The sequence below is a fragment of the Pseudomonas sp. SG20056 genome (assembly GCF_031764535.1).
GTDB lineage: Bacteria > Pseudomonadota > Gammaproteobacteria > Pseudomonadales > Pseudomonadaceae > Aquipseudomonas.
The window spans coordinates 4,142,861-4,158,669 of record NZ_CP134499.1; the positions used below are offsets into that span (position 1 = coordinate 4,142,861).

Consider the following 15,809-nt stretch of genomic DNA (forward strand, 5'->3'; position numbering starts at 1 on the left):
TTGTTACACCACGCCAATGCATCCGTTATCGCGGCAATGCGTAGACCTTGAACAACACCTTGACCATCTCACCCGGCTCACCCAGGTGGCGGCGGTAGATTTTCTCCAGCTCGCCGGAACGGTAGCTTTCACTCAGCGCGGTATCCACCAACAGGCGCAGGTCTTCATCATCACGGGCCAGGGCCATGGCCACCGGGGCGAATTCGTAAATGCGCTCCAGCACCCTCATCTCGCTGGCATCCTTGTTCTTGGCCAGGTAGTTCTGCAGCAGGATGCGCTCAGAAAAGAACGCATCGGCCTTGCCATCCGCCACCAGTTGCACTCCCTGCTCCGGGTTAACGACCGTCACCAGAGTGGCAACCACGCCCAGCTGGTTCTGCTGCTGACGCACCCAGGCTTCGGTCGCGCCGCCCTCGGTTACCGCATAGGTATGATTGGCCAGGCCGCGGTTGATGGTGGCTCGCCAGGTCGGGCCACTGTGCGCCACTTTGCCGTTAAGCACATTGATCAGCGCCGGCGAGGCATCCTCACGCACCAGTGCGGCAAGGCCGGCGGTGTAGATCGGCAGCGAGAAGCTCACCGCCTTGCGCTCTGTCAGCGTTTCTAGGGTCGGCGAGCAGAGAATGTCGATGCTGCCCGCGCTGACCGCGGCGATGCTCTCGGCCTCCTCCAACGCCTGGTAACGCACCTGCAGATCGGCCAGACCCAGCTCGGATTTAATATGCGCGGCAACCTGCTCGCACAGTTCGATGGCATAGCCGCTGGGCTGGCCGTCCTGCTGGCTGCTGAAGGGCGCGATATCCGGCAGGTAACCGAGGGTCAGGCTGTTGCTGCTGCGCACGCGTTCCAGCGTACTGGCGCCAGCCAACAGCGGCATAGCGAGCAGGCAGGCCAGCAGCAGATTGATGGGTTTTAGCAGTTGTCCGTTCATGTCCATATCCCCAGATTCAGATGGCTTGGCAGTCCGCTTTCATACTCGCGCCTTACCGGGCGTGGGTTGCTCGGCAACAAAGCGCTTGGCGATAAAGCCGTACAGCAGGTAGCCCAGCGCCAGCACCAGCATCGCGCCGAACACCGCATCCTTGCCCGAGGCATACAGGGCGTAGAAGCAATAGACCATCGCCACCATCAGCACCACGAGGTTGCGCGTGTACACCGCCGCGCTGACCCGCGCCTTGTACATGATCACCAACAACCCGGAGAGCGCCGTGACATAGGGGATCAGGTTGGTGACGGCCGCCAGATTGACCAACTTGCTGAACTGCGCGCTGGCGTTCGGCGAGATGGTCGAAAGCGCCAACAGGGTTTGCAGCACCCCGCACACGATCATGCCGATCACCGGTGCATTGGCTGCCGTGACCTTGCCGAACAGTTTGAGGAACATGCCCTGGTCCGCCGTGACCTTGGCCGTTTGCGCCAAAGTGAACTGCCAACCCAGCAGCGAGCCGATACAGGCCATGACAGCCAGGCCCATGATGATGTTGCCGATAAAGGGGTTGAACATCTGCGCATAGACATAGGCAAATGGCGCGCTGGAGTTGGCCAGTTCGGCATTCGGCACAATGCCCTGAATCACCGTGGTCGACAGCACATACACCACGGCTGCGCCGAGGGTGCCGAACAGGCAGGCCAGTGGCACATTGCGCTCTGGATTTTCCACCGCATCGGAGTTCTGCGCCGCCGATTCCATACCGAGGAAGGCCCACAGGGTCAGCGGAATACTCTGCGCAATGGCATCGCTGATCTTCAGGCTGTGCGGGTTCCAGGCCTCCTTCAACACCGCCGGATCAAACCAGAACCAGCCGATCAGGCTGAGTCCCGCCACCGGAATGATCACCCCCCAGACAGTGATCGCGCCAATTCTGCCAGTGATACGCGGGCCGCCGAAGTTGGCCACTGTGGTCAGCCAGATCAGCCCGACCGTGCCGACAAACAGCGGAATCGCGCCACTGCCCAGCCAGGGGAAGAACGGCGTGAGATAACCCACCGCAGAAATGCCGATGGCCACGTTGCCGATGGCCAGCGAAAGGAAATACAGAAACGAACAGAGAAAGAACGCCGACTTGCCGTGCGCCTCCTCGGTATAGGCCGACATACCGCCCGAGCGGTGGCAGTAGATGCCGCACTGGGCGAAACAGTAGGCAATGGCCATGGAGCCGACTGCCGTGATGATCCACGACAGCAGCGAAACTGCGCCCAGCTGGGCCATGCTCGACGGCAACATGATGATGCCGGAGCCCATCATGTTAACCGACACCAGGGTGGTGAGCCCCACCAGGCTCATCTTCTTGCTTGACTCAGCCATCGACCTCTCCTTGTTCTTTGCGTGGCACTGGCGCGGCCAGCAGCCAAGGCTGCCGGCCGGGAGTGGCTAAGCGTTACTGTTTGACCACATAGACCCTGTACGTCAGCCCGCCCTGGCCATCGCGCTCAATCTCGACGCCATGGTTGTCGTGCTCGAAACCGGGGAAGTGGCTGTCGAACAGCTCCATCGCCAGCAGGTAATCGATGATCGCTTGCTTGTCCGCGCCAGCCTTCTCCCCCGGCATCATCAGCGGGATGCCCGGTGGATACGGCACAACCTGTACGGCCACGGTGCGGTCCAGCATGTCACGCACGGCGATCTGCTCAATCTGGCCTTTCACCAGTTTGGCAAACGTCGCCCGCGGCGAACTCACCACATCCGGCAGCAGGCTGAAGGCGGCGTCCATGTTGTGCAGCAGCTTGGAGGCGAGCATGTCCTGGTGCATGGCGTCGGCCAGGTCCTTGAGGCCCATGCCGGCGTAGCGTTCGCCGTGGTTGGCGACCAGCTCAGGCATCACCAGTTCCAGCGAGGCGTTGCTGTCGTAGTGCTTCTTGAACTCCATCAGCCCGGCGACCAGCGAACCCCACTTGCCCTTGGTTACGCCCAGGCTAAACAGCAGCAGAATCGAATACGGCTCGGTCTTTTCCACCACGATGCCGCGGCTGGCAAGGAACGACGACACCAGCGGCGCCGGAATGCCGCCGGCCTCCATCTGCCCTTCCAAGGTCTGCCCAGGAGTCAGCACGGTGACCTTGATCGGGTCGAGCATGCAGTAATCACGGCCCAGGTCGCCGAAGCCATGCCAGCTGGCGTTCGGCTTGAGCACCCAGGCATCGCCCTGGCGCAAGGTCTGCGGGTCGAGGTCGGCAAAGGGCACGCCGTTGACCTCATCCGGTTGCCACACGCCAAACCACCAATCCTGCGGTTTGCGCTTACGCACCTCATTACCCAGGCGCACCATGGCCTGACGAAAGGCGATGGCTTCACCGATGGACTCATCGGTGAGGTACTCGCCGGCATCGTCCATCATCTTCGCCGACACATCGGTGGAGGCAATGATGCTGTACTGCGGCGAGGTCGAGGTGTGCATCATGAACGCCTCGTTGAACAGCGCCGGCTTGACCGGCACCTTGCCCGAACGGATATGGATCATCGAGGCCTGCGACAGCGCCGCCAGCAGCTTGTGGGTCGAGTGGGTAACGGTCACCGTGGCGTCATCGGCATGCCGTTCGCCACGGTGCATGCCGTAGCGACCTTCATACAGCGGATTGAAGCGCGCGTAGGCGTACCAGGCTTCGTCGTAGTGAATCCGCTCGACGCTCTGGCTCAGTTCGCGGGTGGTGGTCTGCACGTTGTAGCAGAGGCCGTCGTAGGTCGAGTTGGTCAGCACCGCCAGTACCGGACGGGCCTGCTTGTCGGTCATCAGCGGACTTTCGGCGATTTTCTGCGCCACCGCCTCGGGCGTCAGCTCGCTGCGTGGCACCGGGCCGATCAGCCCGCGGGCGTTACGCCGTGGGCGCAGGTACAGCGGCACCGCACCGGACATATTCAGCGCGTAGTTCAGCGACTTGTGGCAGTTGCGATCGACCAGCACCGCATCGCCATCGGTGACCGCCGAGTGCAGGACGATCTCGTTGCTGGCTGAACTGCCGCCGACCGAGAAGAAGGTGTAATCGGCGCCAAACACCCGCGCAGCATTCTTTTCCGCCTCGGCAATCGGCCCGGAGTGGTCATTCAGCGAACCCAGCTCACCCACCGACACACTGAGGTCGGAGCGCAGCATCTGCTCGCCGTAAAAGTCCAGAAAGCTGCGCCCCACGGCGGTCTTCATAAAGGCCGTGCCGCCGGTATGCCCTGGGGTGTGCCAGGAGTATTCATGGGTGTCGGCGAAGTTCACCAAAGCGCCGAAAAATGGCGGCAGGATGCTGTCCAGATAACGCCGGGCAGCGGCTTCGATGCGGCCGGCGACAAACTCCGGGCTGTCTTCTGGCTGCCAGATAAAGCCGTCGATATTTTCGACAAACTCCAGCGGCACCCGGCTCTGATGCGCCTGGCTCATGCCAAGCATGATCGGCAGCTGTGCGGTGCGCTGGCGGATCAGCTGAATCAGGTGCAGCGCTAACGGCAGGTTTTCCTCACACAAGCCCCAGCCGAGGATGACGCAGCAATAGGCTGGGTCGGCGCGAAAGGCGATTTCCGCGTCATCCAGCGAGCTGACTCGCTCAACCTCCAGGCCATGTTGCTGCAAGGCCCGACCCACCTCCTCGGCGCTGCGCAGAACGATGCTGTCCGGGTGCTCCAGGGTGTTGACCACAATCAGCACCGGGTAACGCTGAGCGAGGGATGCCGGCAACGGCACTTTGGCGTGACTCATGATGAACTCCTTGTAATAGACCTGATGGGTGCCAGCCCTTAGCGCTTGAGGCACCAGAAGTGGTAACCGCCGTCCTGATGCACGGCGCCCTCTACCTCTTTCTCGAAACCGGGGAAGTGCTTACCCCAATCCTGCAGGGCCTGGATATAACGAATCCACGGGCCATCCAGCGGACCGAGGTTCTCGCCGGGCATGACAATCGGGATGCCCGGTGGATACGGCATGATGCCGACCCCGGTAACCCGCCCAGCCGCCTGTTGCAGCGGCAACAGTTCGACCTCGCCGGTTTGCAGCGCCTGGAATGCAGCACGCGGGGTTGTTTCGATCAGCGGCAGGTTGCCGAAGGCTTCGGCCTGCAGGGCGTCCATGCGGCTGCTGCGCATGTACTCGAACATCTCGTTGCTGAGGTCACGCAGGCCCATGCCGCGGTAGCGCTCAGGCGCCTGGGCGACCAGATCAGGCAGCACCCTTTCCAGCGCCACATTGCCGTCGTAGTGGCGCTTGAAGGCCAGCAGCACGTTGATCAGCGTGCCCCACTTGCCCTTGGTTACGCCGATGCTGAACAGGCACAGCACCATAAAGTCGGTGATGCGCGACGGCACGATATTGTTGCGGTAGAGAAAAGCACCGAGGATTGGCGCGGGGATGCCCTCCGCCAACAGCTGGCCGTCGGCGCCCATGCCCGGCACCATGATGCCGACCTTGATCGGGTCGAGCATGCACCAGCCTTTTTCCAGGCCTGCAAAGCCATGCCATTCAGCGCCTGGCTCCAGCTCCCAGCAGGCGGGATCGCTGGTCAGTTGTTCGGCATCGGCATCGGCAAAATCAACCGTCTTGCCGGTTTTGCTATCGCAGACCTGCGGCGCGTTCCATGGCTGGAAGAACCAGTCGCCACGGCTGGCAAACTCGCGATGGGTACGCGCCAGCGCCTGGCGGAAATCCACCGCCTCGCGCAGCGAATCCTGGGTCAGGCTATAGCCGCCGTTGCCGTCCATCATCGCCGCGCCCACCTCGTTGGAGGCGAACAGCGCGTACAACGGCGAGGTACTGGCCTGAATCACGAAGGATTCATTGAAGCGGCTGTGCTCGACCGGATTGCGGCCGTTGCGGATATGGATAAACGAGGACTGCGACAGCGCCGCCAGCAACTTGTGGGTCGAGTGGGTGGCAAACACCGTAGGGCCATCGGCCGGGTGGCGTGCTGGATCGCCACGCATGGCGTAACGCCCCTGGTACAGCGGATTGAAGCGTGCGTAGCCGTACCAGGCTTCATCGAAGTGAATGCGCTCGCTGCTCTGCGCCAGCATGCCCTCGGCGCGTTCGGCGTGCAGGCACATACCGTCGTAGGTGCAATTGGTGACCACGGCATACACGGGCTTGCTGCCCTTGGCCTGGGCACGCAACGGATGGTTGGCAATGGCGACCTGGATGCGCTGCGCATCGAACTGCGCGGGCAGCAACGGGCCGATAATCCCGTAGCGGTTGCGTGTCGGCGTCATATACAGCGGCAGGCCGCCAGTCAGCACCAGGCCCTGCTCGATGGATTTGTGGCAATTGCGGTCGCACAGGGCGAACTGGTTTTCACCAACGCAGGCCATGAAGATCGCACGGTTGGAGCCCGAGGTGCCGTTGAGTACCGAATAGCTGGCGTGGGCGCCAAAGATCCGCGCCACATAGGCTTCGGAGTCTGCCACTGGGCCGCTGTGATCGAGCACTGAACCGAGGCTGCCGCGTTCGATACCGCTGTCGGTGCGAAACAGGTTTTCCCCGAAGAAGTCGAAGAACACCCGGCCCACCGGTGACTTGGTAAAGGCAATCCCGCCCTGATGCCCCGGCGCAGCCCAGGAATGCTCATCTTTCATGGTGTAGCGCAGCAGTGCATCGGTAAACGGCGGCAGTAGGTGCTCAAGGTAGCGGTTGATCGCGGCAATCACCCGACCGACGACAAAGGGCGCGGTGTCTTCGAGCATCCAGACAAACTCATCGGCCAGCCCCATGGCCTCCACCGTGATGCTCTTCTTGGCATTACGGTCGGCCATCAGAAATACCGGAACGTTTTCGTTGCGCTGGCGAATGCTGCGCAGCAACTCCAGCGCCTGGGCGTGGGAGCTGTCGTCATTCTTGCCCAGGGTCCAATCAACGCAGATGCAATGCAGCGCCGCATCGGACATCACCGCCGCCAACCCATCCTCGTAGGAGGTGGCCTTGATCAGCTCGGCATTGCGGCTGGCAAACTCGTCGACCAGCTCGTTGAGCACGCGCCCACGCATGCTAGCGGGGCTGCCGAGGTCGTCGTCGACCATCAGTACGCGCATTTTCAGGGGTTTGTTGGTTCGTCCAATCATCAACCTGCCTCCATCGTCCTTTGGTGCAAGCGCAGTCGCCCTGCCCATACCCTGGCACCCAGTAACCGTGCAGGGGTTAGTGCATTGAAACCGGGGAATTGGTGCATGCCTGCTTGCCCCACTATGCGCCAAGTGGGGAAACATCGTGTGACATGGATCAACAGCCTAGTCAGCATCGCGGGCCGCGCAAACTTTCTGACCGAACAAACAACTGGGCACGACGAATCGCCGTGCTAGAGCGGCACAGTGCCATTACGCGAGAGAGTTAAAGGCCCAGAAACAACCAAGCCCCGCGAGGCGGGGCTTGGTTTTGCAGCAGGGCGGGCGGTTTAGGCGTCGCTGTCGGCGGCGGCCTTGTAAGCGGCCGCATCCAGCAGCTTGTCCAGCTCGCTGGCATCGCTCGGCTTGAGCTTGAAGAACCAGCTGCCGTAAGGATCGCTGTTGACGCTTTCCGGGCTGTCGGCCAGGCCGTCGTTGATCGCGATCACTTCACCGGAGACCGGTGCGTAGATGTCGGACGCGGCCTTGACCGATTCCACCACCCCGGCTTCCTGACCGGCATTCAGGCTCTTGCCGACTTCTGGTAGCTCGATGAATACCACATCACCCAGGGCTTCCTGCGCGTGATCGGAAATGCCTACGGTAACGCTGCCATCGGCTTCCAGGCGCGCCCACTCGTGGCTGGCGGCGTAACGCAGATCGGCGGGGATATTGCTCATGTGTCGTTCCTCATCTGACATGACGGCGACCACGCCGTCATGGAAATTTAGCAGGCCTTGGCCATACCGAAAGAAAGTCTTTAAAAACCTAGCGAGCCGCTCCAAAACGGGCGCTCTCGACCATCCATGGCTAACTCAAGGCTTAGATAAGCGCCTTGCCGTTACGCACAAAACTCGGCTTGACCACCCGCACCGGGTACCACTTGCCGCGAATTTCTACCTCGGCACGTTCGTTGGTAGCCGCCGGCACACGGGCCAGGGCAATGGATTTACCCAGAGTCGGCGAGAAGCTACCACTGGTGATCTCACCTTCGCCCACTCCTTCAACCCGCACCACCTGATGCGCACGCAGCACGCCGCGCTCTTCCAGCACCAGGCCCACCAGCTTAGAGGGAACGCCTTCGGCCTTCTGCTTCTGCAGCGCGGCACGACCAACAAAGCCACGGCTGGCCGGCTCCCAGGCGATGGTCCAGGCCATGTTGGCGGCCAGTGGGGTCACACTTTCGTCCATATCCTGGCCGTAAAGGTTCATCCCGGCTTCCAGGCGCAGGGTATCGCGCGCGCCAAGACCGATCGGGGAAATACCGGCACCGACCAGCTCATTAAGGAAGGCCACCACTTCGCTGGCGGGCAGCATGATTTCCAGGCCGTCTTCGCCGGTGTAACCGGTGCGGGCGATAAACCACTCGCCATCGGGCTGGCCTTCGAACGGCTTGAGGCTCTGAATCAGGTTGGCGCGCGACTGGCTGACCAGCTCGGCAGTCTTGCTGCGCGCATGCGGGCCTTGAATGGCCAGCATCGCCAGCTCGGCGCGCTCTTGCAGCTGCACGTCAAAGTCGACGCTCTGCAGGCGCATCCAGGCCAGGTCCTTGTCGCGGGTCGAGGCATTCACCACCACGCGGTAACCAAAGTCGGTGAGGTAGACGATCAAATCATCCACCACCCCGCCCTGCTCATTGAGCATGCCGCTGTAGAGGGCTTTACCGATGCTTTGCAGGCGCTCGATGTCATTGGCCAGCAGGTGTTGCAGATAGGCCTTGGCCTGGCTGCCACTGACATCCACCACGGTCATGTGCGACACATCGAACACCCCGCAGTCGCGACGCACCTGATGGTGCTCCTCGACCTGCGAGCCATAGTGCAACGGCATGTCCCAACCGCCGAAGTCGACCATCTTGGCACCCAGAGCGAGGTGCAGGTCATAGAGCGGTGTGCGCTGTCCCATAAGTGTCTCCTTGCGGGCTGGGCAGTGCAGCGGCAACCCGGCTGAGCCCACACAATCGGGCACTGGCACGGGCTATCAAGATGATCGGCCGCTGCGAATGGCGCGCATTGTAGCCGCAACACCGGGGGCGGTCATCCCAACGTAGCAGCCTGTCGCGCAGGCCCGTTTGGCTAACCGTGACGGCGCGCCGAACGGCGGATAAGCAAAATCACCGGCAGCAGACCGACCAGCACCAGGGTCAGGGCCGGCAGCGCAGCGCGTGCCCACTCGCCTTCACTGGTCATTTCAAACACCCGCACCGACAGCGTGTCCCAGCCAAAGGGGCGCATCAGCAGGGTGGCAGGCATTTCCTTGAGCACATCGACGAACACCAGCAGCGCCGCCGACAGCGCACCCGGCACCAGCAGGGGCAGGTAGACCTTGAAAAACAGCCCGATACCGCCGACGCCCAGGCTGCGCGACGCTTCCGGCAAGGACGGGCGGATGCGCGCCAGGCTGTTTTCCAGCGGCCCGTAGGCCACCGCCATAAAGCGGATCATATAGGCCAGCAGCAGCGCCGACAGGCTGCCGAGCAGAATCGGCTTGCCCGCACCGCCCAGCCAGCTAGACAGCGGAATCACCAGCTCACGGTCCAGATAACTGAAGGCCAGCATAATCGCCACCGCCAGCATCGAACCCGGCAGGGCATAGCCGAGGTTGGCCACTCCGACGGTTCCGCGCATCAAACGGGTCGGGGTCAAGCGCCGGGAGAACGCCAACAGCAAAGCCACGCTGACGGTGATCAGCGCCGCCATCGCGCCCAGGTAGAGGGTGTGCAGGATCAAGGCGCTGTAGCGCTCATCCAGATCGAAACGACCGCGCTGCCAGAACCAGACAATCAGCTGCAGCACCGGGATAACAAAGCCGCAGGCGAACACCAGGCCGCACCAGGTGCTGGCAGCCAGCGCCTGGCCGCCCTTGAGGTGATACAACGCCTTGCTGCGTGCCCGCTCATTCACCGGACGCACCGCACCACGGGCGCGACGCTCGCCATAGAGCACCAGCATCACCGCCAGCAGCAGTAGGCTGGCCAGTTGCGTGGCGCTGGTCAGGCTGTAAAAGCTGTACCAGGTCTTGTAGATGGCCGTGGTGAAGGTGTCGAAGTTGAACACCGAGACCGCGCCGAAATCCGCCAGAGTTTCCATGATGGCCAGCGCCAGACCGGCGCCAATCGCCGGGCGCGCCATCGGCAAGGCTACGCGCCAGAACGCTCGCCAGGGGCTCAGACCAAGCACTCGCGCCGCTTCCATCAAGCCCTTGCCCTGGGCCAGAAAGGCATTGCGCGCGAGCAGGTAGACGTAGGGGTAAAACACCAGCACCAGCACGATGATCACCCCGCCGGTGGAACGCACCCGGGGAAAGCGCACGTCACTGCCGAACCACTCGCGCAGCAGGGTCTGCAGCGGGCCGGCAAAATCCAGCAGGCCGACAAACACGAACGCCAGCACATAGGCGGGAATGGCAAATGGCAGCATCAGCGCCCAGTCCAGCCAGCGCCGACCGGGAAACTCACAGAGGCTGGTGAGCCAGGCCAGGCTCACGCCAAGCAGCGTCACACCCACGCCCACCCCCAGGACCAACACCAGGGTATTGCCGAGCAGACGCGGCAACTGGGTTTGCCACAGGTGCGCCCAGATCTGCTGGTCGACCTCGTGCCAGCTAAACATCAGCACGCTCAGCGGCAGCAGCACCAGCAAGGCAACGGCAAAGGCGATGGGGTACCAGCGGCGCTGGGCAGGATGGGCCACGCAGAGTCCTCTACAGCGGAAAAGACAACGCCCCGCAAGGGCGGGGCGTCGGCAGTATAAAGCCAGCGCGTTGCAGGGTGGAAAACCGTGACGGCTTTTCCAACTGCCGGCTTAGCCCTGGCTTAGTTCCAGCCAGCGCGATCCATCAACATGGTCGCTTCAGCCTGGCGCTTACCAGCTACTTCGGTGGCGATCGAGTCAGCCTTGAAGGTACCCCACGCGGCGACTTCCTTGGACGGTGCAACCGACGGGTTGGCCGGGAACTCTTGGTTAACGCCGGCGAAGATGGTCTGCGCTTCTTCGGTGGTCATCCATTCCAGCAGCTTGCGGGCGGCTTCGGCGTTTGGCGCGTACTTGGTCACACCGGCACCGGCCAGGTTGACGTGCACGCCACGGTCGTTCTGGTTCGGCCAGTACGGCTTCACTTTCAGATCAGGCTGCTGCTGGTGCAGGCGGCCGTAATAGTAGGTATTGGTGATGCCAACGTCGCACTGGCCTGCGTCGATGGCTTGCAGCAGCGCGGTGTCATCGGCAAATACGTCAGTCGCCAGGTTGTTGACCCAACCCTTGACGATTTCTTCAGTTTTGGCCGCGCCATGGGTTTCGATCAGGGTGGCGGTCAGCGACTGGTTGTAGACCTTCTTGCTGGTACGCAGACACAGGCGGCCTTCCCAGTTCTTGTCAGCCAGGGCTTCGTAGGTGCTCAGCTCGCTCGGTTTAACCCGCTCGGTGGAGTAGAAGATGGTCCGCGCACGCAGCGACAGGCCAGTCCAGCTGTCAGTGCTGGAGCGATACTGAGCCGGGATATTGGCGTTGATCAGCTCAGATTTGGTCGGCTGCAGCACGCCTTCCTGCTCGGCTTGCCAGAGGTTGCCGGCGTCGACGGTGATCAGCAGGTCAGCCGGGGTATTGGCGCCTTCAGCCTTCAGACGCGCGATCAGCGGCGCTTCCTTGTCAGTGATGAACTTGACCTTGACCCCAGTTTTGGCGGTGTAGGCGTCGAATACTGGCTTGATCAGCTCGTCGATACGCGAGGAATACACCACCACTTCATCGGCGGCCTGCGCTGTGCTGGCGAGCGCAGTGAGTGAGAGTGCGGCGAACAAGCCTTTGCTTACCTGCATGGTGTAATGCCTCTTGGTATAGACGAGTTAAGGTGCCAAATAGTAGTGAATGGCATTTAGGTTCTCAACTCGTTATCTATTTAAACCTGTAACAAGTGCCTTCAATCCACCTATGCCACCGCCTGCTGCGCGGCTAACTGCTTGGCCTGCTCACGCAGGACAAACTTCTGTACCTTGCCGGTGCTGGTTTTCGGCAGGCTGGTAAACACCACACAGCCCGGTACCTTGAAGCGCGCCATGCGCTGCTGACAGAAGACGATTACTTCCTCGGCCGTCAACTCGGCACCCGGTTTGAGGGTGACAAAGGCGCACGGCGTTTCGCCCCATTTGGCATGGGCCATGGCCACCACAGCGGCTTCCAAGATAAGCGGATGGCGATATAGCACGTCTTCCACCTCGATGGAGGAGATGTTCTCGCCGCCGGAAATGATGATGTCCTTGCTGCGATCCTTGATCTCGACATAGCCGTCAGCGTGCCACACCGCCAGATCGCCGGAGTGGAACCAGCCACCGGCAAAGGCCTCGGCGGTGGCTGAGGGGTTCTTCAAATAGCCTTTCATCACCACGTTGCCGCGCATCATGATTTCGCCGATGGTCTGACCGTCTTTTGGCACCGGTTGCAGGGTGTCCGGGTCGGCCACCATCAGGCCGTCGAGCAGCGGCGCTCGCACGCCCTGGCGGGATTTCAGGCGCGCACGCTGTTCCGGGCTTTCGCTATCCCACTCGCTTTTCCATTCGCAGGCCACGCTGGGGCCGTAGGTTTCGGTCAGGCCGTATACGTGGGTCACGCGAAACTCCAGGGCTTCCATGGCCTCGATTACCGCTGCGGGTGGTGCGGCGCCGGCGGTGAGCACTTTCACTGGACGGGTTTTCAGGACTTTCAGCGCGTCATCGGCATTAGCCAGCATATTCAGCACGATAGGCGCGCCGCAGAAATGGTCGACGCCATGTTCGGCAATCGCCGGGTAGATGGCCTCGGCGCGTACATGGCGCAGGCACACATTGACGCCGACATAGGCGGCCAGCGCCCAAGGGAAGCACCAGCCATTGCAGTGGAACATCGGCAGCGTCCACAGGTACACCGGGAAGCGGCTCATGTCCCAGCACATGGCGTTGGACAGGGCATTCAGGTGTGCGCCGCGGTGGTGGTAGACCACGCCTTTGGGGTTGCCGGTGGTGCCGGAGGTGTAATTGAGGGAGATCGCCTGCCACTCATCCGCCGGCAGCTGCCAGGCATAGTCCGGGTCGCCTTCGGCCAACAGCGCCTCGTACTCCAGCTGACCAATCAGCATACCCTCTGCATATTCCGCATCATCGATGCCAATCACCAACGGCGGCTGTGGCAAGTGGCCGACCACGCGCTGGGCCAGCTCGCCGAACTCCTTGTCCACCAGCAGCACCTTGGCTTCGCCGTGCTGCAGGATAAAGGCGATGGCTTCGGCATCCAGACGGGTGTTGATGGCATTCAGCACCGCGCCACACATCGGCACGCCAAAATGCGCCTCGAACATCGCCGGACCGTTGGGCGCGATCACTGCCACGGTATCGCCCAAACCGATGCCGCGCTGAGCCAAGGCCGAGGCCAAACGAATACTGCGGCTATAGGTTTCGCCCCAGGTCTGCCGCAGGCTGCCGTTAATCAGCGCCAGGCGCTGCGGGTAGACGCTGGCGGCGCGCTCAAGAAAGCTCAGCGGGCTGAGCGCCTGAAAATTTGCCGCATCACGGGGCATGCCGTATTCGTAGGGATTGACGCTGTGCATTGTTGTTCTCCAGCTGGGCGTTGTGCGCAGAGACCATAGCAGCCGTAAGGTTTTTGCGATGCGCGACCTTGGTCGAAACCGTGACTCGCAAGTCAGCAATCACGTCAGCATAGGCATCCGAACAGCCATGCTGGGCGCTTGATCGCGGCGCAATAACCGCCGCAGAGCGTTCCAGACTGCGTGACAAGCCTCCATAGCCTTATCTCGGTTTGTCTGGCGTTATCTTTTCAAGGAGTTATCGAGTGACCTCACGCTTACCTGTGATCGTTGGTTTTGGTGGCTATAACGCGGCTGGGCGCAGCTCCTTCCACCATGGTTTCCGCCGCACCGTGATCGAGTCCATGGACACGCCTGCGCGCCAGCAGACCCTTGCCGGCCTGGCGGTGATGATGAAACTGGTCAAGGTGGTTGATGGCCACTATCAGGATGACCCCGGCAACACCCTGAGCCTGGCCGAGATCGACAGCCGCTTCGCCGAGCAGATTCTTGCCTCGACCCTGGTGCGGCGGATCGAGAAGCAGCACCTGGATGTCGACGCGGCGCACTGGCAGAAGACCATCGATATCAGCGCCACCGCCGGTCAGCCGCTAAGCTTTATCACCCTGCGCAAGCACCTGCCCGAGCCGCTGCCATCCGACTGGACGGTGGACGAGTTGAACGCCAGCGAAGTGCTGGTGACCCTGCACGACAACTGCGAATTCAAGGTCGACAGCTACCGCGCCCTGCCGGTGAAATCCGCCGGCCAGCTGCCCACAGGCTTCGAACCGAGCGAGCTGTACAACGCGCGCTTCCACCCGCGCGGTCTGGCTATGACCATCGCCGGCGTCACCGACGCGCTACGCGCCACCGGCATCGATTGGCAAACCATCATGCAGCACGTGGCCCCGGACGAAGTCGCGGTGTTCTCCAGTTGCATCATGAGCCAGCTCGACGAAAACGGCTTCGGCGGCCTGATGCAGTCGCGCCTCAAGGGCGGCCGCGTCACCGCCAAGCAACTTGCCCTGGGCCTCAACACCATGTCGGCGGACTTTATCAACGCCTACGTGCTGGGCAGCGTCGGCACCACCGGCGCCATCACCGGCGCCTGCGCCACCTTCCTCTATAACCTGCAGAAGGGCATCGAACAGATTGCCAATGGCAAAGCGCGGGTAGTCATCATTGGCAGCAGTGAAGCGCCGATCAATCAGGAATGCATCGAGGGTTACGGCGCCATGGGCGCGCTGGCCACCGAAGACGGCCTGCGCCAGATCGAAGGCAAGGACTCGGTCGACTTCCGCCGCGCCAGCCGCCCGTTTGGCGAAAACTGTGGCTTTACCCTGGCCGAGGCCTGCCAGTTTGTGGTGCTGATGGATGATGAACTGGCTCTGGAGCTGGGCGCCGATATTCATGGCGCGGTGCCGGATGTGTTTATCAACGCCGACGGTTTCAAGAAATCCATTTCCGCACCCGGCCCCGGCAACTACCTGACAGTGGCCAAAGCCGTGGCCAGCGCCGTGCAACTGCTGGGCATCGACGCGGTGCGTGAGCGCAGCTTTGTGCATGCCCACGGCTCCAGCACCCCGGCCAACCGGGTGACCGAATCGGAAATCCTCGACCGCGTGGCCTCAGCCTTCGCCATCGAGCAATGGCCGGTGACGGCGGTCAAGGCCTTTGTCGGCCACTCCCTGGCCACCGCCAGTGGCGACCAGGTGATCTCAGCCCTGGGCAGCTTCAAGTACGGCATCATCCCCGGCATCAAGACCATCGATGCGGTGGCTGAAGACGTGCACCAGCAGCATCTGAGCTTCGCCACCAGCGACCGCACCCGCACGCCCGAGCAGCTCGACGTCTGCTTTATCAACTCCAAGGGTTTTGGCGGCAACAACGCCAGCGCCCTGCTGCTGGCGCCGCATGTAGCCGAACGTATGCTGCGCAAGCGCCACGGCGAAGCGGCCTTTGCTGCCTACCTGCAGCGCCGCGAAGTCACCCGCAACGCCGCTCAGGCCTACGACGCGCAGGCGCTGCTGGGGGATTTGGGGATTATCTATAACTTCGGCAACGACCTGATCGACGATAAGCAGATCGAGATCAGCGCCGAGCAGATCAAGGTGCCGGGCTTCGCCCAGCCGCTGCTGTTCAAAAAGGACGAACGCTACGGCGATATGCTCGACTGAGCATCAGTGATGGGTTG

10 protein-coding genes are annotated in these 15,809 nt (G+C 62.1%); 1 reads left to right on the plus strand and 9 read right to left on the minus strand.

What is annotated here, in order from left to right; genetic code table 11:
• Positions 1-25 precede the first annotated feature (25 nt).
• The 9 genes from RHP75_RS19580 to RHP75_RS19620 all read right to left on the minus strand — a co-directional run bounded on the left by RHP75_RS19580 (position 26) and on the right by RHP75_RS19620 (position 13,639).
• Complete coding sequence (locus RHP75_RS19580; protein WP_160013653.1) at positions 26-931, minus strand: amino acid ABC transporter substrate-binding protein; 906 nt, start codon at positions 929-931, stop codon at positions 26-28.
• Positions 932-970: 39 nt separating this feature from the next.
• On the minus strand, positions 971-2,305 hold the full coding sequence (potE, locus tag RHP75_RS19585; RefSeq protein ID WP_311089662.1) for a putrescine-ornithine antiporter: 1,335 nt from the start codon (positions 2,303-2,305) through the stop codon (positions 971-973).
• A gap of 73 nt (positions 2,306-2,378) precedes the next feature.
• A complete protein-coding gene (locus tag RHP75_RS19590; protein ID WP_311089663.1) occupies positions 2,379-4,679 on the minus strand; it encodes an Orn/Lys/Arg decarboxylase N-terminal domain-containing protein in 2,301 nt (766 codons plus the stop codon).
• A gap of 38 nt (positions 4,680-4,717) precedes the next feature.
• Positions 4,718-7,024, minus strand: a complete 2,307-nt coding sequence (locus RHP75_RS19595) for an Orn/Lys/Arg decarboxylase N-terminal domain-containing protein (protein ID WP_311089664.1) — start codon at positions 7,022-7,024, stop codon at positions 4,718-4,720.
• A gap of 329 nt (positions 7,025-7,353) precedes the next feature.
• Positions 7,354-7,743, minus strand: a complete 390-nt coding sequence (gene gcvH / locus RHP75_RS19600; RefSeq protein WP_311089665.1) for a glycine cleavage system protein GcvH — start codon at positions 7,741-7,743, stop codon at positions 7,354-7,356.
• Between the two features lie 142 nt (positions 7,744-7,885).
• Positions 7,886-8,968 carry a glycine cleavage system aminomethyltransferase GcvT gene (gene gcvT, locus RHP75_RS19605; RefSeq protein WP_311089666.1) on the minus strand — a complete coding sequence of 361 codons (1,083 nt, stop codon included), beginning with the start codon at positions 8,966-8,968 and terminating at the stop codon, positions 7,886-7,888.
• A gap of 170 nt (positions 8,969-9,138) precedes the next feature.
• The gene (locus tag RHP75_RS19610) at positions 9,139-10,755 is read right to left on the minus strand and encodes an iron ABC transporter permease (protein WP_311089667.1); all 1,617 of its coding nucleotides are present in this window, start codon (positions 10,753-10,755) and stop codon (positions 9,139-9,141) included.
• A 122-nt stretch (positions 10,756-10,877) separates the two neighbouring features.
• A complete protein-coding gene (locus tag RHP75_RS19615) occupies positions 10,878-11,879 on the minus strand; it encodes an extracellular solute-binding protein (RefSeq protein ID WP_311089668.1) in 1,002 nt (333 codons plus the stop codon).
• A gap of 110 nt (positions 11,880-11,989) precedes the next feature.
• On the minus strand, positions 11,990-13,639 hold the full coding sequence (locus RHP75_RS19620) for an acyl-CoA synthetase (protein WP_311089669.1): 1,650 nt from the start codon (positions 13,637-13,639) through the stop codon (positions 11,990-11,992).
• Between the two features lie 242 nt (positions 13,640-13,881).
• On the opposite strand from RHP75_RS19620, the gene RHP75_RS19625 reads away from it, so the two are divergent.
• The gene (locus RHP75_RS19625) at positions 13,882-15,792 is read left to right on the plus strand and encodes a beta-ketoacyl synthase (protein ID WP_311089670.1); all 1,911 of its coding nucleotides are present in this window, start codon (positions 13,882-13,884) and stop codon (positions 15,790-15,792) included.
• Positions 15,793-15,809 lie beyond the last annotated feature (17 nt).